The organism is Streptomyces camponoticapitis (genome assembly GCF_014646115.1).
Classification (GTDB): domain Bacteria; phylum Actinomycetota; class Actinomycetes; order Streptomycetales; family Streptomycetaceae; genus Streptomyces; species Streptomyces camponoticapitis.
Window position 1 is genome coordinate 248407 of record NZ_BMMV01000003.1, and the last position, 18767, is coordinate 267173.

At 67.3% G+C, this 18767-nt stretch carries 19 protein-coding genes; 12 read left to right on the top strand and 7 right to left on the bottom strand.

Translation table 11 applies throughout. The features are described 5' to 3' along the window. The first annotated feature begins 31 nt into the window (after positions 1–31). Both IEY79_RS06200 and IEY79_RS06205 read left to right on the top strand, forming a co-directional pair. On the top strand, positions 32–2383 hold the full coding sequence (locus IEY79_RS06200; protein WP_229700687.1) for a transglycosylase domain-containing protein: 2352 nt from the start codon (positions 32–34) through the stop codon (positions 2381–2383). Positions 2384–2564: 181 nt separating this feature from the next. After that, entirely contained in the window at positions 2565–4061 is a 1497-nt protein-coding gene (locus IEY79_RS06205) for a glycosyltransferase family 87 protein (protein ID WP_189106282.1), read from the top strand. Positions 4062–4184: 123 nt separating this feature from the next. Here the strand turns inward: IEY79_RS06205 and IEY79_RS06210 are convergent, their stop codons facing one another. From IEY79_RS06210 to IEY79_RS06220, 3 genes are all read right to left on the bottom strand, one after another. After that, positions 4185–5216 (bottom strand): alanine racemase, encoded by a 1032-nt coding sequence (locus IEY79_RS06210; protein WP_189106283.1) that lies wholly within the window; start codon positions 5214–5216, stop codon positions 4185–4187. 162 nt (positions 5217–5378) lie between these two features. After that, positions 5379–6497: a lipid II:glycine glycyltransferase FemX gene (locus IEY79_RS06215; protein ID WP_189106284.1), complete on the bottom strand. Its 1119-nt coding sequence runs from the start codon at positions 6495–6497 to the stop codon at positions 5379–5381. Between the two features lie 135 nt (positions 6498–6632). Further along, positions 6633–6950, bottom strand: a complete 318-nt coding sequence (locus tag IEY79_RS06220) for a hypothetical protein (protein ID WP_189106285.1) — start codon at positions 6948–6950, stop codon at positions 6633–6635. A 271-nt stretch (positions 6951–7221) separates the two neighbouring features. On the opposite strand from IEY79_RS06220, the gene rpsF reads away from it, so the two are divergent. From rpsF to rplI, 4 genes are all read left to right on the top strand, one after another. Further along, entirely contained in the window at positions 7222–7512 is a 291-nt protein-coding gene (rpsF, locus tag IEY79_RS06225; protein ID WP_069626054.1) for a 30S ribosomal protein S6, read from the top strand. 76 nt (positions 7513–7588) lie between these two features. After that, a complete protein-coding gene (locus IEY79_RS06230; protein ID WP_189106286.1) occupies positions 7589–8194 on the top strand; it encodes a single-stranded DNA-binding protein in 606 nt (201 codons plus the stop codon). 42 nt (positions 8195–8236) lie between these two features. Then, on the top strand, positions 8237–8473 hold the full coding sequence (rpsR, locus tag IEY79_RS06235) for a 30S ribosomal protein S18 (RefSeq protein WP_003967857.1): 237 nt from the start codon (positions 8237–8239) through the stop codon (positions 8471–8473). Positions 8474–8491: 18 nt separating this feature from the next. Beyond that, entirely contained in the window at positions 8492–8938 is a 447-nt protein-coding gene (rplI, locus tag IEY79_RS06240) for a 50S ribosomal protein L9 (RefSeq protein WP_189106287.1), read from the top strand. A gap of 165 nt (positions 8939–9103) precedes the next feature. Here the strand turns inward: rplI and IEY79_RS06245 are convergent, their stop codons facing one another. Further along, a complete protein-coding gene (locus tag IEY79_RS06245) occupies positions 9104–10522 on the bottom strand; it encodes an MATE family efflux transporter (protein WP_189106288.1) in 1419 nt (472 codons plus the stop codon). Positions 10523–10945: 423 nt separating this feature from the next. Between IEY79_RS06245 and dnaB the strand changes: the two genes are divergently transcribed. After that, positions 10946–13354 (top strand): replicative DNA helicase, encoded by a 2409-nt coding sequence (gene dnaB / locus IEY79_RS06250; protein ID WP_189106289.1) that lies wholly within the window; start codon positions 10946–10948, stop codon positions 13352–13354. A gap of 204 nt (positions 13355–13558) precedes the next feature. Here dnaB and IEY79_RS06255 read toward each other — a convergent pair whose 3' ends face one another. Beyond that, positions 13559–14809, bottom strand: coding sequence for a hypothetical protein (locus IEY79_RS06255; RefSeq protein ID WP_229700688.1), 1251 nt, complete (start codon positions 14807–14809; stop codon positions 13559–13561). Positions 14810–15003: 194 nt separating this feature from the next. On the opposite strand from IEY79_RS06255, the gene IEY79_RS38175 reads away from it, so the two are divergent. The 3 genes from IEY79_RS38175 (at position 15004) to IEY79_RS06270 (ending at position 16216) form a co-directional block, all read left to right on the top strand. Beyond that, complete coding sequence (locus tag IEY79_RS38175; RefSeq protein WP_308426650.1) at positions 15004–15198, top strand: hypothetical protein; 195 nt, start codon at positions 15004–15006, stop codon at positions 15196–15198. A 199-nt stretch (positions 15199–15397) separates the two neighbouring features. Then, the gene (locus IEY79_RS06265; RefSeq protein ID WP_373292484.1) at positions 15398–15700 is read left to right on the top strand and encodes a hypothetical protein; all 303 of its coding nucleotides are present in this window, start codon (positions 15398–15400) and stop codon (positions 15698–15700) included. A 114-nt stretch (positions 15701–15814) separates the two neighbouring features. Then, positions 15815–16216, top strand: coding sequence for a hypothetical protein (locus IEY79_RS06270; RefSeq protein ID WP_189106291.1), 402 nt, complete (start codon positions 15815–15817; stop codon positions 16214–16216). A 45-nt stretch (positions 16217–16261) separates the two neighbouring features. Here IEY79_RS06270 and IEY79_RS06275 read toward each other — a convergent pair whose 3' ends face one another. Then, positions 16262–16636: a hypothetical protein gene (locus IEY79_RS06275; protein ID WP_189106292.1), complete on the bottom strand. Its 375-nt coding sequence runs from the start codon at positions 16634–16636 to the stop codon at positions 16262–16264. Between the two features lie 137 nt (positions 16637–16773). Between IEY79_RS06275 and IEY79_RS06280 the strand changes: the two genes are divergently transcribed. Then, on the top strand, positions 16774–17169 hold the full coding sequence (locus IEY79_RS06280; protein WP_189106293.1) for a hypothetical protein: 396 nt from the start codon (positions 16774–16776) through the stop codon (positions 17167–17169). A 271-nt stretch (positions 17170–17440) separates the two neighbouring features. Beyond that, a complete protein-coding gene (locus IEY79_RS06285; protein ID WP_189106294.1) occupies positions 17441–17797 on the top strand; it encodes a hypothetical protein in 357 nt (118 codons plus the stop codon). A 182-nt stretch (positions 17798–17979) separates the two neighbouring features. On the opposite strand, the gene IEY79_RS06290 is transcribed toward IEY79_RS06285, so the two are convergent. Beyond that, positions 17980–18735 carry a 2-phosphosulfolactate phosphatase gene (locus IEY79_RS06290; protein ID WP_189106295.1) on the bottom strand — a complete coding sequence of 252 codons (756 nt, stop codon included), beginning with the start codon at positions 18733–18735 and terminating at the stop codon, positions 17980–17982. Positions 18736–18767: the final 32 nt, after the last annotated feature.

The window sequence follows — 18767 nt, forward strand, 5'->3', positions numbered from 1 at the left end:
GCGCCACGACAAGTACGGCTGGCAGCGCTGGATGCCGTCCTGGAAGCTGGTGACCGGCCTTTTCATCGCCTTCATGGGCGGTCTGATGGCCGCCGGCACGATCGCGTACGCCATGGTCGAGGTGCCGAAGGAGAACCTGGCCTCCAAGGCGCAGAACAACGTCTACCTCTGGGACGACGGGACGCCGATGGTCGCCACCGGCGGTGAGGTCAACCGGCAGATCGTCGGGATCGAGCAGATCCCCGAAGCGATGCAGAACGCCGTGATCTCGGCGGAGAACAAGACGTTCCGCAAAGACGCGGGTGTCGACCCGATGGGCATCGGCCGGGCCGTGTTCAACATGGCCAGGGGTGGTCAGACGCAGGGTGGATCGACGATCACCCAGCAGTTCGTCAAGAACGCCATGCTGAACCAGGAGCAGACCTTCAAGCGCAAGTTCGAGGAGCTGTTCATCTCGATCAAGGTCGGCGCCGACCTGGACAAGAACGAGATCATGGCGGGCTACCTCAACACCTCCTACTACGGACGCGGCGCCTACGGCATCCAGGCGGCGGCCCGTACGTACTACAACGCCGACGCCAAGGATCTCAACGCCAGCCAGTGCGCCTTCCTGGCGACCCTGCTCAAGGGCGCGACGTACTACGACCCGAACGGCAACCCGTCGATCGACAAGAACGCCAGCGCGAAGAACAACACCGAGCGCGCCCAGAAGCGCTGGTTGTGGATTCTCGACGAGATGGTCAAGGACGGCCACCTCAGCGCGCAGGAGCGGGCGACGTACAAAGAGTTCCCGATGCCGGGGCCGCCTAAGCAGAACGCGCAGCTCAGCGGTCAGATCGGCTACCTCGTGGACCTCGCCAAGGCCTACTTCATCAACAACAACGACCGGGGCATCACGGCGGACGACCTGGCCAAGGGCGGCTTCGAGATCAAGACGACCTTCAACAAGAAGAAGGTCGAAGCGCTCGAGAAGGCGGTCACCGACGTCTACAAGGCGAACATCGACCCCAAGAAGCGCAAGGACAAGGACACCCACGTCCAGTTCGGTGGCGCCTCGGTGGACCCCGAGACCGGCAAGATCGTCGCCATCTACGGCGGCCAGGACGCCACCAAGCACTTCACCAACAACGCCGACCAGACCGGTGCCCAGGTCGGATCGACCTTCAAGCCGTTCGTGCTGGCGGCGGCGATGCGTGACGGTGTGCGCGATCCCGAGCTGGGGCCGGAGCAGGGTGATGAGTCCCGTACACCGGTCTCGCCGGACAAGAGTCAGTACAACGGCGAGAACAAGCTGAAGATCAAGGACTACAACGGCGAGATCTGGACCAACGAGGAAGGCAAGCAGTGGGAGCAGCGCAACGACGGTGACGAGTCCTACGAGGACATCAACCTGCGCGAGGCCATGAAGGTCTCGGCCAACTCGCCGTTCGTTCAGCTCGGCATGGACGTCGGCATTCCGCAGGTCAGGCAGTCGGCCGTCGACGCGGGACTGCTGGAGGACAGCCTTCCGGGCGGTAACAACCCGTCGTTCTCCATCGGCATCTCCGACCCCAGCGCCATTCGCATGGCGGGCGCGTACGCCACCTTCGCCGACAACGGCACGCAGCGTGAGCCCTACTCCGTCCAGGAGGTCAAGGAGAAGGGCGCCGTCGTCTTCAAGTACGACAAGAAGCCCCAGGCCAGGTTCGACTCCGACGTCGCCAACAACGTGACGGACGTCCTGAAGTCCGTGGTCATGGAGAAGGGCGGCACGGGTACCTCCGCCCAGCTGCCCGACGGCCGCGAGGTGGCCGGCAAGACCGGTACCACCGACGGCAACAAGTCGGCCTGGTTCGTGGGCTACACCCCGCAGCTCTCGACCGCCATCGACATGTACCGGCTGGACGACAACGCGGAGAACAAGGACCGCAAGTTCCTGGAGATGTTCGGCACCGGCGGCCAGGAAGAGATCCACGGTGCGTCGTTCCCGGCCGACATCTGGCGCGAGTACATGACGGTGGCGATGAAGGGCACGAAGGCCCTGAAGTTCCCCGAGCCCGCACCGATCGGCGAGGCCGTCTACGGAGGCGGCGTGCCGTCCCCGACGCCCACCCCGACCGCGACGCCCTCGGAGACGCCTTCCGAGACGCCTTCCGAGACGCCTTCCGAGAAACCGTCGCCGACGATCAGCGAGTCCGAGTCCTGTGACCAGTGGAACGGCTGCGAGGACGGTGGTCCTGGTGGTCCCGGTGGTCCCGGTGGTCCGGGTGGTCCGGGCGGTGAGGATCCGGGCGGGGTCATCGGGGATCCGGGCAACTCGTCCAGTCCGCCACCGGACGAGGGAGACGACGAGGGCGGCGATGGCGACGACAACGGAGGCTTCTTCGGCGGACCGGGAGGCTGAGCGCCCCGGCGGTCGGAGGAGCGTGACCGGCGAGAGGCACTGAGCCGGGCGTGATCCGCGGCCCGCCGAGAAGGACCTGGGACTGCCCGAAGGCCGTCGCACCAGCGCCGTACACACACCGTGTCCGGCCCGGTTCGGCGGCCTTCGCCGTGCCACGGCGGCGTACGGCAGGATGGGCGGCATGCCGAGCACAGAAGACACCACGGTGCCCAAGGACCGGCCGGTCGTACCGCCCACCCGGCGGGACCGGATCGCCGCGTCCGGCAGCGAGCTGATCGGCGGTCCCATCGGCCGCTGGGCCTGGTACGGCGGCAGCCGGCTCACCCCGGTGCGGGTGGTCGTGCTGGTGGCGATCGGGATGTTCGCGCTCGGCATGGTGCAGAAGATGCCCTGCTACGAGTGGGCGTGGTTCCGGGGCGCCAGCTCGCAGTACACGCACGCCTGTTACTCGGACATCCCGCACCTCTTCCTCGGGCGCGGTTTCGCCGACGATCTCGTGCCGTACTTCGACCAGCTCAGCGGTGACATGCAGTACCTGGAGTACCCCGTCCTGACGGGTCTGTTCATGGAGGTCGCGTCCTGGTTCACCCCGGGCGGCGGCTCGATCCAGCACCGCGAGCAGATGTACTGGATGGTCAACGCGGGGATGCTGATGATCTGCGCGGCGGTCATCGCCGTCTGTGTCGCCCGCACCCACCGGCACCGCCCCTGGGACGCCCTGCTTCTCGCCCTCGCGCCCGCCTTCGCTCTCACCGCCACCATCAACTGGGATCTGCTTGCCGTCGCGCTCCTGGCGGCCGGGATGCTGATGTGGTCGCGCGCCCGTCCGCTGGCTTTCGGCATCCTCATCGGCCTCGCGACGGCGGCCAAGCTCTATCCCGTACTGGTGCTGGGGCCGCTGCTGCTGCTGTGCTGGCGCGCCGGGCGGCTGCGGGAGTTCGGGGTCGCGCTGGGCGGAACGGCCGCCTCGTGGCTGCTGGTGAACCTGCCGGTGATGCTGCTCGCGCCGGAGGGGTGGAAGAAGTTCTACACCTTCAGCCAGGAGCGGCAGGTCGACTTCGGATCGTTCTGGCTGATCATCACGCAGCGCACCGGTCAGTCCCTGGAGGTCGAGACCGTCAACACGTGGTCGATGGCGCTGATGGTCCTGGCGTGCGCGGGCATCGCGGCGCTCGCGCTGACGGCGCCGAGGCGGCCCCGATTCGCTCAGCTTGCCTTCCTGGTCGTCGCCGCCTTCATCCTGACCAACAAGGTCTACTCGCCGCAGTACGTGCTGTGGCTGATCCCGCTCGCCGCGCTGGCCCGGCCGCGCTGGCGCGACTTCCTGATCTGGCAGGCCTGCGAGGTCATGTACTTCCTGGGCATCTGGATGTACCTCGCGTACACGACGAGCGGGGACGCCCACAAGGGACTGCCGACCGAGGGCTACCAACTGGCCATCGCGCTGCACCTGCTGGGGACGCTGTACCTGTGCGCCGTCGTCGTACGGGACGTCCTGCTGCCGGAGCGGGACGGCGTACGGCGCGACGGTTCGGACGATCCGTCGGGCGGGGTGCTGGACGGGGCGCGGGACGTGTTCGTGCTGGGGCAGGCGGCCCGGCCGGCGGCGCCCGCGGCGCACACGGTGGAGGCGACGCAGCGGGTGTCGTGGGGGGTGCGGCCGCCGGGAGCCGCGTGAGGCTCGGGCGGGTGGCCGGACGGGCGGACGGCCCGGCCCCGGCGTGATCGCCGGACGGGGCGGCTCATCGTCCGCGTCCGTCCGGCGGCCCGGGCAGGTCGGCGTTTCGGGTGTTCCGGCGGGCTAGCGGTCCACGAGGCGGTCGAACTGGGTCGTCGTGTGGCGCAGGTGCGCCACCAGCTCGTCGCCCACCTTGGGCTCCTGCGCGTCGGCCGGCACGAACAGGATCGACACCTGCATGTGCGGCGGCTCGGCGAACCAGCGCTGCTTGCCCGACCAGACGAACGGTGACAGGTTCCGGTTGACCGTCGCCAGGCCCGCCCGCGCCACGCCCTTGGCGCGGGGCATCACGCCGTGCAGGGCCTTGGGGGCCTCAAGCCCGACCCCGTGCGACGTTCCGCCCGCGACGACCACCAGCCAGCCCTCGGAGGCGGTCTTCTGCTGGCGGTAGCCGAACCGGTCACCCTTGACGACGCGCGTCACGTCCAGCACCGCGCCCCGGTACTCGGTGGCGTCGTGATCGCCGAGCCACAGCCGCGTCCCGATGCGGGCGCGGAAGCGGGTCTGCGGGAACTGCCGCTGGAGACGGGCCAGTTCCTCGGCGCGCAGATGGCTGACGAACATGGTGTGCAGCGGGAGCCGGGCGGCCCGCAGCCGGTCCATCCAGCCGATGACCTCCTCGACCGCGTCGGATCCGTCCGTACGGTCGAGCGGCAGGTGCAGGGCGAAGCCTTCGAGCCGTACGTCCTCGATGGCCGCGTGCAGCTGGTTGAGCTCCTCCTCGCGGACGCCGTGGCGCTTCATGGAGCTCATGCACTCGACGACGACGCGGGCGCCCACGAGGGCGAAGACGCCGTCGACCGAGGAGACGGAGCGGATGACGCGGTCGGGCAGCGGCACGGGCTCCTCGCCGCGGCGGAAGGGGGTCAGGACCAGCAGGTCGCCGCTGAACCAGTCCTTGATGCGGGCGGCTTCGTAGATGGTGCCGACCGCGAGGATGTCGGACTCGAAGCGGGTGGTCTCCTCGGAGAGCCGCTCGTGACCGAAGCCGTAGCCATTGCCCTTGCAGACCGGGACGAGGCCCGGGAACTGGTCAATGACCGACTTCTGGTGCGCCCGCCAGCGCGCGGTGTCGACGTAGAGGGAGAGCGCCATGCCGGTCCGGAACCTTTCTCTCGGCTGCGGTGTATGAAGGATATGAACGTTCTTGAGGGCCTTGGGGGCCTTACGCAATTATTGGGCGCGCTGGTGCGGTTCACCGGTGGCTCGCACCGCAGCGTGCTGACCACCGGCACTCCGCCGCCCAGGGGCTCGGGGTCAGCGCCGAGACATGTACATGTCGAGAGCCTTGTGGAGCAGCTTGTTGAGCGGGAAGTCCCACTCACCCACGTACTCGACGGCCTCGCCACCCGTGCCCACCTTGAACTGGATCAGACCGAACAGGTGATCGGTCTCGTCGAGGGAGTCGGAGATCCCGCGCAGGTCGTAGACGGTGGCCCCCATCGCGTACGCGTCACGGAGCATCCGCCACTGCATCGCGTTCGACGGCCGGACCTCCCGCTTGTGGTTGGCCGACGCCCCGTAGGAGTACCAGACGTGGCCGCCCACGATGAGCATCGTCGCGGCGGCGACGTTCTCCCCCTCGTGCCGGGCGAAGTAGAGCCGCATGCGGTTGGGGTCCTCGGAGTTGAGGACGGTCCACATCCGCTGGAAGTACGAGAGCGGGCGGGGCCGGAAGTGATCGCGCTCGGCCGTGATCTCGTACAGCCGCTGCCACTCCTCCAGGTCGTTGTAGCCGGCCTGGACGACCTCGACGCCCGCCTTCTCCGCCTTCTTGATGTTGCGCCGCCAGAGCTGGTTGAAGCCCTTGAGGACATCGTCCAGGGAACGGTTGGCCAGCGGCACCTGGAAGACGTAGCGGGGCTGTACGTCTCCGAAGCCGGCCCCGCCGTCCTCGCCCTGCTGCCAGCCCATCTTGCGCAGCCGGTCGGCGACCTCGAAGGCGCGCGGCTCGATGTGGGTGGCCTCGACGTCCCGCAGCCGCTTGACGTCCTGGTCCTGGATCCCCGACTTGATGGCCCCGGCGTCCCAGCGGCGGATCACCACGGGCGGGCCCATCTTCACGGAGAACGCGCCCTGGTTCTTCAGATGGGCCAGCATCGGCTGGAGCCATTCGCTCAGGTTCGGGGCATACCAGTTGATGACCGGGCCCTCGGGCAGATACGCCAGATACCGCTTGATCTTGGGAAGTTGGCGGTAGAGCACCAGGCCGGCGCCGACCAACTGGCCGTCCCTGTCGAACCAGCCCAGGCTCTCCGAGCGCCACTCCGTCTTCACGTCCGCCCACGCGGGGACCTGGCAGTGGCTGGCCGCGGGCAGGCTCTGGATGTACGCCAGATGCTGCTCGCGACTGATGGTGCTCAGCGTCAGGGTCATGCGGGGCGCTCCTCGCAGATGTGTCCCCATGGAGTAGGGGGGGCTCCGGCTCTCGCGCCGAAGCCTACTTGCCGATGGAGCGCCCCGGCTGGCCACGGGGCGGAGCGGGCCTCGGGCCCGCCTTCGGAGCGGGTGCTAGCCGATCACTCCGCCGAACAGGCCGCCGTGTGCCATCCCGAGGTAGAAGCCGACCCCCGCCGAGCCCAGGCCCATGAGCGTCGCGAACCGCTCGTGTGTCGTCACGGAGACGAACTGGCTGTACAGGCCGGTGAGGATGCCGATGAGCCCCGCCCAGGAGCTGAGCAGATGCAGGTTGTGGAACATCCCGGAGATGAACGCGAGGACGCCCAGCACCGCGGTCACCCAGAGCAGGGTGTCCTGGAGGGGATGGGGCCGATGATCGGTGGCGAAGAGAGAACCGGTGGTCGACTTCGGTTGCGTTGCCTGTGCCATGGGGCACCTCCTGGCGCCTTGCCGGAAGCGGCGCATCGTCACGCCGCCCACACCCGATGTGTACAGAGTGCGTCCGTACCCGGCCGGATTTCAACCGGAAGCCGGTCTGCGGGTAGTCTGTACGGTCTGCACCGGTGTCTGCCCAGGCCAGAAAGCGATCATCGCTCGTCGAGCGGGATTGTCAGTGGCGGCCGATACCGTTGCTCACGCATCACGACCCTCCTGCCACGGAACGACCGTGGCCGCTGAGTCCAAAGGAGGTGGGTTCCACATGCGTCACTACGAGGTGATGGTCATCCTCGACCCCGATCTCGAGGAGCGAGCAGTCTCCCCGCTGATCGAGAACTTCCTCTCCGTCGTCCGTGAGGGCGAAGGAAAGGTTGAGAAGGTCGACACCTGGGGCCGTCGTCGTCTCTCTTACGAGATCAAGAAGAAGCCCGAGGGCATCTACTCGGTCATCGATCTGCAGGCTGAGCCCGCGATCGTCAAGGAGCTCGACCGACAGATGAACCTGAACGAGTCGGTCCTCCGGACCAAGGTCCTCCGTCCCGAGACCCACTGAGCTCCTAGCTCAACGGTCGTCGGGTCCGAGTAGCAGCCAGGCAGCAAGCAGAAATCCCCGCCGAGAGGTTCACCCAATGGCAGGCGAGACCGTCATCACGGTCGTCGGCAATCTCGTCGACGACCCCGAGCTGCGCTTCACCCCGTCCGGTGCGGCGGTCGCGAAGTTCCGTGTCGCGTCCACTCCCCGCATCTTCGACAAGCAGACCAACGAGTGGAAGGACGGCGATGGCCTGTTCCTCACCTGCTCGGTCTGGCGTCAGGCGGCGGAGAATGTCGCCGAGTCGCTTCAGCGGGGCATGCGCGTCGTCGTGCAGGGCCGGCTGAAGCAGCGGTCCTACGAGGACCGCGAGGGCGTCAAGCGCACGGTCTACGAGCTGGACGTCGAGGAAGTCGGCCCCAGCCTGAAGACGGCCACGGCCAAGGTCACCAAGACCACCGGTCGCGGTGCCCAGGGCGGTTACGGCGGTGGCGGCGGTCAGCAGCAGGGCGGCGGCAGCTGGGGCGGCGGTCCCGGTGGTGGCCAGCAGGGCGGCGGCGGAGCACCCGCCGACGACCCCTGGGCGACCAGCGCGCCGGCCGGCGGCCAGCAGCAGCCGCAGGGCGGCGGGGGCAACGGAGGCGGCTGGGGCGGAAGCTCCGGCGGTTCCGGCGGCGGCTACTCGGACGAGCCGCCCTTCTAGGGCAGCTCGCTCCCACTTTCTTGATCACACAGGAGAAACACCATGGCGAAGCCGCCTGTGCGCAAGCCTAAGAAGAAGGTCTGCGCATTCTGCAAGGACAAGACCCAGTACGTGGACTACAAGGACACGAACATGCTGCGGAAGTTCATTTCCGACCGTGGCAAGATCCGTGCCCGCCGCGTCACCGGCAACTGCACGCAGCACCAGCGTGACGTCGCCACGGCCGTCAAGAACAGCCGTGAGATGGCGCTGCTGCCCTACACGTCCACCGCGCGATAAGGGGAGGGTGACCTAATCATGAAGATCATCCTCACTCAAGAGGTCTCCGGCCTCGGCACCGCCGGCGATGTCGTCGAGGTCAAGGACGGGTACGCCCGTAACTACCTGGTTCCGCGTGGTTTCGCGATCCGCTGGACCAAGGGTGGCGAGAAGGACGTCGAGCAGATTCGTCGCGCTCGCAAGATCCACGAGATCGCCACCATCGAGCAGGCCAACGAGATCAAGGCCCGCATCGAAGGCGTGAAGGTACGTCTGGCCGTTCGCTCCGGCGACGCCGGCCGTCTCTTCGGCTCCGTCACCCCGGCCGACCTCGCTTCGGCGATCAAGTCCGCCGGTGGCCCGGACGTCGACAAGCGTCGTATCGAGCTCGGTTCGCCGATCAAGACCCTGGGCTCGCACCAGGTGTCCGTGCGTCTGCACCCCGAGGTCGCCGCGAAGTTCGGCGTCGAGGTCGTGCCCGCGTAGGGCTCTGACCGAATTGGTTCACCGGGTCCGCCCGGTGGCCGGTAGACAGTGGGAGGGCCGCGCCCCAGCCGGGGGTGCGGCCCTCTCGTCGTTTCACGTGAAACCACAGCGATCCCGCCCCGGCGCTCCCGACTCGCCCCGCGGTCTCGACCCGCCCGGCTCCGGTCAGCGGGTGGCGCCCGTGACCAGCCAGTGGCCGGACCGGGTGCGCAGCCACAGCGTCAGCATGCGGACCGCCATCATGAGCGTCATCGCCCACCACAGGGCGGTGAGGCCGCCCCCGAACACGGGCACCAGCAGGGCGGCCGGGGCGAAGACCGCCAGCGTCACGACCATCGCCTTCGCCAGATAGGGACCGTCCCCCGCTCCCATCAGCACACCGTCCAGGACGAAGACGATGCCCGCGATCGGCTGGGTGACGGCCACCACCAGAAGCGCAGGCAGCAGGGTGTCCTGGACCACCTGGTCGCCGGTGAACAGCGGGATGAACAGCGGCCGCGCCAGCACGATGAGCACCCCGAGCCCGACGCCGGAGACCACGCCCCACTGCACCATGCGACGGCACACGTCCCTGGCGCCCTGGGGATCGTTCGCCCCCAGATACCGGCCGATGATGGCCTGTCCGGCTATGGCGATGGCGTCGAGCGCGAAGGCCATCAGGCTCCACAGGGACAGGATGATCTGGTGCGCGGCCACATCGGCGTCACCGAGGCGGGCGGCGACGGCGGTGGCGATCATCAGGACGGCGCGCAGGGAGAGCGTACGGACGAGGAGAGGGACGCCCGCCTGGGCGCTCGCCCGTATGCCGGCGGAGTCGGGCCGCAGCGAGGCGCCGTGGCGACGGGCCCCTCGTACGACCACCACCAGATAGGCGGTCGCCATGCCGAACTGGGCGATGACGGTGCCCCAGGCGGAACCGGCGATGCCAAGACCGGCGCCGTAGACGAGACCCACATTGAGGACCGCGTTGGCGGCGAAGCCGCCGATGGCGACGTACAGCGGGGTCCGGGTGTCCTGGAGACCGCGCAGGACGCCCGTCGCCGCCAGGACGACCAGCATGGCGGGGATGCCGAGGCTGGATATTCGCAGATAGGTGATCGCGTACGGGGCGGCGGTGTCCGAGGCGCCGAAGATGTCGACGAGCCAGGGCGCCAGCGGGAGGGTGATGGCGATGACGGCGGCGCCCAGCAGCAGGGCGAGCCAGATGCCGTCCATGCCCTGCCGGATGGCGGCCTGAAGATCGCCCGCGCCGACGCGGCGGGCGACGGCCGCCGTGGTGGCGTAAGCGAGAAAGACGAAGATGCTCACGGCCGTGGTCAGCAGTGCCGCCGCGATCGCGAGACCGGCGAGCTGCGGAGTGCCGAGATGGCCGACGATGGCGCTGTCGACCATCAGGAACAAGGGCTCGGCGACGAGGGCGCCGAAGGCGGGTACCGCGAGCGCGAGGATCTCGCGGTCGTGCCGCCGCCGGCCGGTCCCGGGGGACCCTGGGGTCTTGGACGGGCCGGCCCCTGACCGGCTGTCGAGTCCATTGCCGGAGTCACTGTCGGGCCGGGACCCGGGCGCCGTGGGGACCTGTGTCATGCGGTCAATCTAATCTTCCACAGGTAAGAGATGCAATGCGGCTGTGATCCTTACTGTCCGACGGGAACCGGGCCCTGGTGTGCGCCGTTTGCTCGGATCTTGGACCAGCTTGAAAAGTTTTTCTCCCCCACAGCCGGTGGATGGAGAAAGACCAGCTCAGGGTGGGTGCGGCGGCCGGGACGCGAGGTTGTCCACAGTGCTGTCCCCCGGTCCGTGCACAGGTTCGGCGGGGTTCTCCACAGCATATGGTCCTTCGTCCACATGGCCTGTGGATAACCAGATTGGCGGACGGTCCCCGCGGGCCTACCGTGGACCGACGTCCGACGCGCCGGAACCGGAGTCAGGCCACTCGATTTGTCAGTGTCGTGCCGTAGAAAGAGTGGCACGGCGAGGTCCGCTGGGCGGACGGGAGGAGGTGGCCGGATGAGCATCCCCGAGCCATTGGACGACCCCTGGACCGAAGCCGGGCCGAGCGATCGTCTGCCGGTCACCCGCCAGCGCCGCGGTGAGGTGAGGGGCCGCGAGGAGCAGCACGAGCGCGGCAGGGACAACGCGGCGTGGGACGGCGGATCACCCGGCTTCGAGCGGGTGCCCCCCCAGGATCTGGACGCCGAACAGTCCGTCCTCGGCGGCATGCTCCTCTCCAAGGACGCCATCGCCGATGTCGTGGAGATCATCAAGGGCCACGACTTCTACCGTCCCGCGCACGAGACGGTCTTCCAGGCGATCCTCGACCTGTACGCGAAGGGCGAGCCGGCCGACCCCATCACGGTGGCCGCCGAGCTGACCAAGCGCGGTGAGATCACCCGGGTCGGCGGAGCGTCGTATCTGCACACGCTGGTCCAGTCGGTGCCGACGGCGGCGAACGCGTCGTACTACGCGGAGATCGTGCACGAGCGCGCCGTGCTGCGCCGTCTCGTCGAGGCCGGCACCAAGATCACGCAGATGGGATACGCGGCGGACGGCGACGTCGACGAGATTGTCAACTCCGCCCAGGCCGAGATCTACGCGGTCACCGAGCAGCGCACCAGCGAGGACTATCTGCCCCTCGGCGACATCATGGAGGGCGCGCTCGACGAGATCGAGGCGATCGGTTCGCGCAGCGGTGAGATGACGGGGGTGCCGACGGGGTTCACGGACTTCGACTCACTCACGAACGGGCTGCACCCGGGCCAGATGATCGTCATCGCGGCCCGTCCCGCGATGGGCAAGGCTCTCGCCCTGGACACCCCGCTGCCCACCCCCACCGGGTGGACCACCATGGGAGAAGTGCGGCCCGGGGACCTCCTCCTTGACGCGACGGGCCGACCGACACGTGTGGTGGCCGCGACCGGCATCATGCACGACCGCCCCTGCTACAAGATCACTTTTGATGACGGGGCGAGCGTCGTCGCCGATGCCGAACACCAGTGGCTCACGGACACCCGCGCTTCCCGCCGATCAGGTCAGCAAGCCGCCACCGGGCACAACGGGTACCGCGAGCAGCGGACGTTCGCCTCGGTCAAGACCACCAAGGAGATCGCCGAAACGGTCCGCTGCGTCACGTCCGACGGACGCGTGAACCACTCGGTACGGACTACCGCGCCGCTCGACCTGCCCGAGCGTGATCTCCCGGTCCCTCCGTACACGCTGGGCGCCTGGCTCGGCGGCGGAACCGGCGAAGAGGCCACCACCGGCCTGCGCGACATGGGAGTTCTGGGGAACAAGCACATCCCGCAGGAGTACCTACGGGCTTCCATCCCGCAGCGTCGGGCGCTCCTTGCCGGTCTTCTCGACACCGACGGCACTGTGACCGGCACGGGGTCGGTGCGGTTCGCTGTCACGAATCGTGCCCTCGCCGAGGACTTCCGCGAGCTGGTGCTGAGCCTCGGGTATCGGTGCGGGATCTCGACCAAGCGCGTCGAAGGACGGTCGGAAGAGTCCTCCACGTACAAGATCACTTTCACGACCGCGGACGAGGTGTTCCGGCAGAGCCGGAAGCAGCAGATTCAGCGGGACCGGTGCCGGCCGGCGACACCGAAGCTGACGCAGCGTTTCATCACGGATGTGCGGGAGGTCGAGAGCGTTCCGGTCCGCTGCGTTCAGGTGGACAACCCCGCCCACCTGTACCTTGCGACCCGTGCCATGATTCCCACCCACAACAGCACGCTCGCGCTGGACTTCGCGCGCGCGGCCTCCATCAAGAACAACCTGCCGAGCGTCATCTTCTCCCTGGAGATGGGCCGTAACGAGATCGCGATGCGTCTGCTCTCGGCCGAGGCGCGGGTGGCGCTGCACCATATGCGCTCGGGCACGATGACCGACGAGGACTGGACGCGACTGGCCCGCCGGATGCCGGACGTCTCACAGGCACCGCTGTACATCGACGACTCGCCGAACCTGTCGATGATGGAGATCCGCGCGAAGTGCCGCCGGCTCAAGCAGCGCAACGGACTGAAGCTGGTGGTCATCGACTACCTCCAACTGATGCAGTCCGGCGGCTCGAAGCGCGCGGAGAGCCGCCAGCAGGAGGTCTCCGACATGTCGCGAAACCTCAAACTGCTGGCGAAGGAGCTGGAGCTCCCGGTGATCGCGCTCTCCCAGCTGAACCGTGGCCCCGAGCAGCGCACGGACAAGAAGCCGATGGTCTCCGACCTGCGCGAGTCGGGCTCCATCGAGCAGGACGCGGACATGGTGGTGCTGCTGCACCGCGAGGACGCCTACGAGAAGGAGTCCCCGCGCGCGGGCGAGGCGGACCTGATCGTGGCGAAGCACCGTAACGGCCCGACGGCGACGATCACGGTGGCGTTCCAGGGCCACTACTCACGCTTCGTGGACATGGCGCAGACCTGAGCCGGGGATGTTGTAGGGTCTCAGATTTCGTGGCCAAATCTCACGAGCGATGGCCAACCGATGGCATATCGGACACGAATCTGAGACTGGCAGGTCAAGTCGCTCACTCGTATGGGTGAGGCTCCCCGAGCAGGGGGAGGCCGCCGAGTAGGCGGGAGAGAGCGCGGTCAGTGGGTTGCTGCTTTTCTACGCTGGTGCCCACGTTCACTGGTTGGGGGACTGCGTTGCCAGCGGGATGCCGCACTGCAGGCAGCCGTTCGCGTGGTCGTCCCGGCAGACGTAGCCGATGGCACCATCCACGCACCATTCGGCGGCCTCCTCGGACAGCAGGTCGGGCCCGGCATGGAGCAGCCGACGAAGTTCCGTGGTGTCCGCAATGTCGGCCGGGCGGTTGGTGAACCACTCGTCGAACCAAGGCTCGTCTCGGTGTATGCGCCAGTGTGCATTCTCCCGGTCGTCGACAGCCGTAGTGAACCGATCGACGATGCGCCCCCAACTCGGTGTTCCGAACCAGCCGTTGTCGGACGCGCAGAAAAATTTGATCAGGGTTCGCAGGCCGAACTCCTTCTCGCGAAGAGAGTACGCTCGCCCCCAAGCGATCGCGTCCTGTGCCATCTCCGCGAGTTCTTCGCGCGGATCAGCCTCGTGTGCCGGGTCGTCAGGGTTGTGGCAGGCCAGCCCGAGCGCGAGAACAGACTGCCCGGTCGGTAGAGCCCGGGACGGGTTGACGATCGCGAGACCGAGACCGATCCAGTCGACACGGTCGAACGACAGCATCGAGCGCACGAGTCGGGTGGTTGCCGTGTTGATCCGCATCATTGTGCCGTCGTGGAGCGGACTCTTCCCGGCATGCCAGTTCTCGACGGGTGTGTTGCGCCACACGGCCAGGGTGATGCGGGTGGCAGCGAGCCACAGAAGGGCGTCGTCGTCGAGGTGCCCGAACCGCTTGGCGCACTCCTGGGCGCCGTAGGTGATCAACTCTTCCGGTTTCGGCCACTTGTGGCTGTCGGGCCCTTCAGGCCCTTCAGGCGCGTACTCGTAGTCGTCGACGTACTCGTCGAGGATCGCGCTCAACTCGGCAGCGCTGTAAGCCTCGCTGTACTCGGAGCTGTCCGGCTCCTCGACGGTGTACATGTCGTGGTCCCAGGAGACGTACACGTCGCGCCAGAGCACCACGTCATCGCACTCGCCGGCGTTGTCCGTCACAACCGGCCTGATGGTGATCGGGGCAGTACGCCCGTCGGTTCGCTCGCCGTCCTTCTCGGCGGCCCATGCGGTGATGACCCCGAGCGGCTTCGGAAGGAGAGGACCGACCTCGGTGATGCTGAACGGCTCGTCGTCGTCATCGGTGTCGAACCGGCTGTTGACGAACGCGACCGCCTCGGAGGGCGTGCTGACGATGGACTGGCTACCACTCTCGTTGTCAACCACTCGCCACAACGGGCTGTTCTTCACGATGCTCTCCGATCGCGGTGAGCGCACCCGGGGCGGGTGCGATGCGCCGGGTGGCACTGACTCCAATTATGGGCTGATCAACCCATCCGTAGTCCCGAAGGCGCTTGTCGGCGACAACGTTCGGTACGTTCGCGTGCAACCTGCTTTTCGCGACCGCGGCGACACAGCAGAGTCCCACAGCGGAGGAGGCGAAGATGGCGCTGAACAAGAAGGGTTCCCGGCGCATAACCGTTGACGGGATCGAGTACCGCTGGCGGATCCGCAGGAAGCCCTCCTGCATGCAGGGCCTCTGCTGGACACCGCTGACCTATGCGGTTGAAGCGGCCAACGGTAGCCAGCCGGGCACGACCTTGATCTTCACCAGCGGTCAGGCCCATCCCAGCAACTGAGTGGGCGTCGAGACGGGGCCCATTCGCCCAGCTCACGTTGCTGCCAGCATTCGAGAGGCACGGGATCAAGGCTGGGATCCAACCCGGGTCGGTTCTCCTTTCCCGCTCGACCGATCCGCAGGATTCATCGCCCAGTCATGAGATAGAGCGGAGTAGGGCGGCGCATCTGGCCCGGCATCATGGCCTGGTGACCACATGGATGCGCTGCCACTGGGACGAGGAAGACACCTGGTTCTACTTCGAGGTCGACGCCGAAGGCTGGGTGATCCGGCAGGTCGAACTCGAAGGGCCTGAGCTGATCCCGATCGCAGCTGCTTCCCTCGCTGAGTGGCAGCGGGCCCGCGACGCAGGCCGCCTCGGTGACTACGACAGCAGATTCGGGATCACCGCCGAGTTGCCCGTCTCGGAATGGGAAGGCCATGACCCCGAACAACTCACCTTCGAGGAGTTCGAGGATGTCTGGGGGTCTGCCCGTCGCCAAATTGTGGCCCGGCCAAGCTGACCTCTCGGTCCCGCGTGTTGGCGTACTCGCCTTTGCGCAGAGCCGCCTACGGATGAACGTGCAGAGCAAGGAGACCTGTGAAGCGCGACAGTCCAGGTTCGAGATGATGGAGCGGTGTCTCTTCGCTATTTCAATCAGACTGGCTGGACCGCGATCTTCAACGGCACCGACACCGAGATCGGCCGCATGGTGCGTGTGGAGGGCTGGGACCAGGCGACCGGGACGGCCTTGGTCGTCGATCCCAAGCGCGGCGCCCTGCGTCCGGTAACGGACTACGAGGACTTCTCCCACTTGGAACGAGCTGACCAGGTCGTGGCCGCGGTGCCGGGTGGAGGGTGGCTGGTGCACTGGAAGGATGAGGGGCCAGGAGGAGCGCCGCTGACGGAGCAGGTACTGGCCTGGCTCATCACCTCGCAGGGGCGGGCGACAGCCATCACGGTCGATGCCCAGGGGCATGTCGAGGATGCCGATGGCGCCGACGCCTTCATCCCGCCGGGCGAGGACCCGGTGTCCTGATCGGAGCTGGTCAGGCCACGTCGCTTCCGCCGATCGGGCACTCGATCAGTCGTTGACCACCCGCTTAAAGATCTCGGAGAACTCGCCGCTCCCAATCAGTCCGGCGATCACGGCGGTCATGTTGTCGATGCCGGGATCCCTGACGATCAGACCGTCCGAGACCCAGAAGTACCGGCCCCCAAGGGCTTCGTCGGTTCCTGCCCAGAGCTTCATCAGGCGTTCGACTTCCGCAACGGTGAACACAGTCGCAGTCCAACGAGATCCATCCTTCAGAGTCACGAAGACATCGACGTTGCAGACATCGTCCAAGCCCTCGACGTCGCTGGGCAGGAACGACGCCTGGAAGTCCTCCGTGCGGACCCGATACCAGGGCTCGTCCCACCCTCGCTCGATCGCTTCAGACGATGTGCTGTGGCTCATCGCGCGAGTGTCCCTGGTCGGAGCATCCATCTCAACCGAGATCCTCTGCCGCACTGCTGTCCGCGGTCAGAGCCGGGGACATTCGTCCGTACGCAACTGGGGAGGTTCGTATGCCGACACCGCGGAGGGTTCTTGGCATGACCCCGACCCTTCCCCGCACCGTCCGAGCCGTCGACACTGCTCAGCTCCTGGACCTGGCCCAGGAGGCCGCCGTGCATAGCTTCAGCCAGCGGCTCCCGGTCGACTGGCTACGAGAGCACCTCGCCGCAGAAGCGACGCACTACCTGTTCCCGACACTCGTGCAGCGGCTCACGCACCGTCCCGAGGTGCCGCTGCAGTGGAGGTGCCAGCAACTGCTGACCGTCAGCACCGGCGAGCAGATCTGGGGTCTCCTCGACGTCCTTCCCCACACCTTCGACAAGATCCCGGAGACCTTGGACACGGCGTCCAAGAAGGAGATCGTCAACCGCATCGAGCAAGCAGTGAAGGTGCGGGAGTGGATGGAACGGACGGCCGCCGATGCAGGTTCATGAGGTCCGGCGCAGCCGGCTGGGCAGTCTGAGGAAATGACATCGATCTGAGACAGCCGCTTGCCGACACGTCGTGAGACTGGAGGGGAACGTCCAGGTCATAGCGTCGGCGCCTGACACCGAAAGTGAGAACCTACAGGATGAAGCTCTATCGAGACCTGGCCTCTGGTGCAGCTCGGGTTGTTGGGACCTTCAGGGTGGGAGAGCAGCACGGTCACTGGTCGCGAAACCCGTTACCAGCACTCAGCTCTGCAGCGGCTGCCACCATGCTGGGATGGCCCACGGCATCGTGTTCTTCCTCGCTCCGGACGACGAGAGTGCCGCTGCTACGCGCCGACGGGGGCCTGGCCGGATGTTTGAGTCTGTGACCTGCCACTTCATAGAGCCCGATAGTGCCATCGCGGAGTGGGACATGTACTTCGAGGAGCCCTCTGCCGAAACCCCGCCGATCGAGCGGCTCCTTGCGTGGCCGTGGCCGGAGTGGGTCACTGCCCCCTTGAACGATGGCGTCGAGGTGTTCGCTCTGCCGCCGCGGTTGATCCGGGCATTGGCCGACGCCACTCCGTTGAGCTGGAGGAGCTGGCAGAGCGCTGGACCGCGAGGCTCAGGTCCGCCGACGGGGACGAAATGACCGACGATGATCTGCTGGCGGTCCTGCAGGGAGTGTCCCGGCTTGCGGCGTCTGCGGTGACCACGGGCCGCGGCCTCTACAGCTGGAGCTTCTGACCGTCCGGTGAACCTCGACGCAGTCCAGGGTCTCGCCGATGTCCTGCCTGAGCTGCGGAGCGGGGAAGGCCGGGTGACGATTCCCGCCTAGTCAGCGGCAACGAACGCTCCGCCGACGAGGACGGGGACGACCTCGCAAGCGTCCAGCTCTGTCGCGATGGCGACATCGTCCGCATAGCCGCTGTTGATGAGCTCGTGGCCCGATGCACAGGCCGCGACAGTGGCGCCCACGTCTGTCACGCCGTCGAAGGCCGCGGCCGCGACTGCCGCCTCCGGCGAGAGGTCGCTCCGGCCGGCTCGGCGCAGCGCGGCGATCACGGATCCGGCGCCGAGGAGATCTTCGAGCGCGGGCCTGAGGCTGCCGTCGGGCCAGCGCTCACCCGAGGCAATCACCAGTACAGGCTTCTCGGCCGTTCCATAGCCCCGATCCGCCAGCCATCGGCCGACAGCGGTCGCGTTCCTCAGTGCCCCGGCAACCACCATCGCCTCCCCCGCCACGGCGGCGATGGTGGATCCGTTGGGCGAAGGGAGCACCAGCCGCGAAGCGAAGGGAGCACGTCGCAGTGCGGCTGGAGACAACGACCACGGCGACGTCTCGCCGGCCATGCTCCGCCCCATGGCCAGCTGGGCCCCCACCTCGTCAGCGAAGGTCCCAGCGGTCTCGTCACGCCAGCGATAAGGGAACACCTGAGTCCCCGCCTCGACCGCGACCGTCACCGACGTCGTGAACGACAACACGTCGACGACGACAAGGCAGGCGGTGTCCTGCGCGAGAAGCTCCGCGCCGACTGGTCCCCACTCGAACCGCACCCCATGGCAAGCCTGCATGAACCAATCACCCATGAACGGAGATCATGGCAAAGACTCCCGAGTGG

Coding starts and splice junctions, on each gene's coding strand:
- IEY79_RS06290 (WP_189106295.1), bottom strand. CDS start 18,735: ATGGGTGATTGGTTCATGCAGGCTTGCCATGGGGTGCGGTTCGAGTGG.
- rpsR (WP_003967857.1), top strand. CDS start 8,237: ATGGCGAAGCCGCCTGTGCGCAAGCCTAAGAAGAAGGTCTGCGCATTC.
- IEY79_RS06215 (WP_189106284.1), bottom strand. CDS start 6,497: ATGACCCTGACGCTGAGCACCATCAGTCGCGAGCAGCATCTGGCGTAC.
- dnaB (WP_189106289.1), top strand. CDS start 10,946: ATGAGCATCCCCGAGCCATTGGACGACCCCTGGACCGAAGCCGGGCCG.
- IEY79_RS06265 (WP_373292484.1), top strand. CDS start 15,398: ATGCGCTGCCACTGGGACGAGGAAGACACCTGGTTCTACTTCGAGGTC.
- IEY79_RS06285 (WP_189106294.1), top strand. CDS start 17,441: ATGGCCCACGGCATCGTGTTCTTCCTCGCTCCGGACGACGAGAGTGCC.
- IEY79_RS06205 (WP_189106282.1), top strand. CDS start 2,565: ATGCCGAGCACAGAAGACACCACGGTGCCCAAGGACCGGCCGGTCGTA.
- IEY79_RS06280 (WP_189106293.1), top strand. CDS start 16,774: ATGACCCCGACCCTTCCCCGCACCGTCCGAGCCGTCGACACTGCTCAG.
- IEY79_RS06210 (WP_189106283.1), bottom strand. CDS start 5,216: ATGGCGCTCTCCCTCTACGTCGACACCGCGCGCTGGCGGGCGCACCAG.
- IEY79_RS06200 (WP_229700687.1), top strand. CDS start 32: ATGCCGTCCTGGAAGCTGGTGACCGGCCTTTTCATCGCCTTCATGGGC.
- rplI (WP_189106287.1), top strand. CDS start 8,492: ATGAAGATCATCCTCACTCAAGAGGTCTCCGGCCTCGGCACCGCCGGC.
- IEY79_RS06275 (WP_189106292.1), bottom strand. CDS start 16,636: ATGAGCCACAGCACATCGTCTGAAGCGATCGAGCGAGGGTGGGACGAG.
- IEY79_RS06245 (WP_189106288.1), bottom strand. CDS start 10,522: ATGACACAGGTCCCCACGGCGCCCGGGTCCCGGCCCGACAGTGACTCC.
- IEY79_RS38175 (WP_308426650.1), top strand. CDS start 15,004: ATGGCGCTGAACAAGAAGGGTTCCCGGCGCATAACCGTTGACGGGATC.
- rpsF (WP_069626054.1), top strand. CDS start 7,222: ATGCGTCACTACGAGGTGATGGTCATCCTCGACCCCGATCTCGAGGAG.
- IEY79_RS06220 (WP_189106285.1), bottom strand. CDS start 6,950: ATGGCACAGGCAACGCAACCGAAGTCGACCACCGGTTCTCTCTTCGCC.
- IEY79_RS06230 (WP_189106286.1), top strand. CDS start 7,589: ATGGCAGGCGAGACCGTCATCACGGTCGTCGGCAATCTCGTCGACGAC.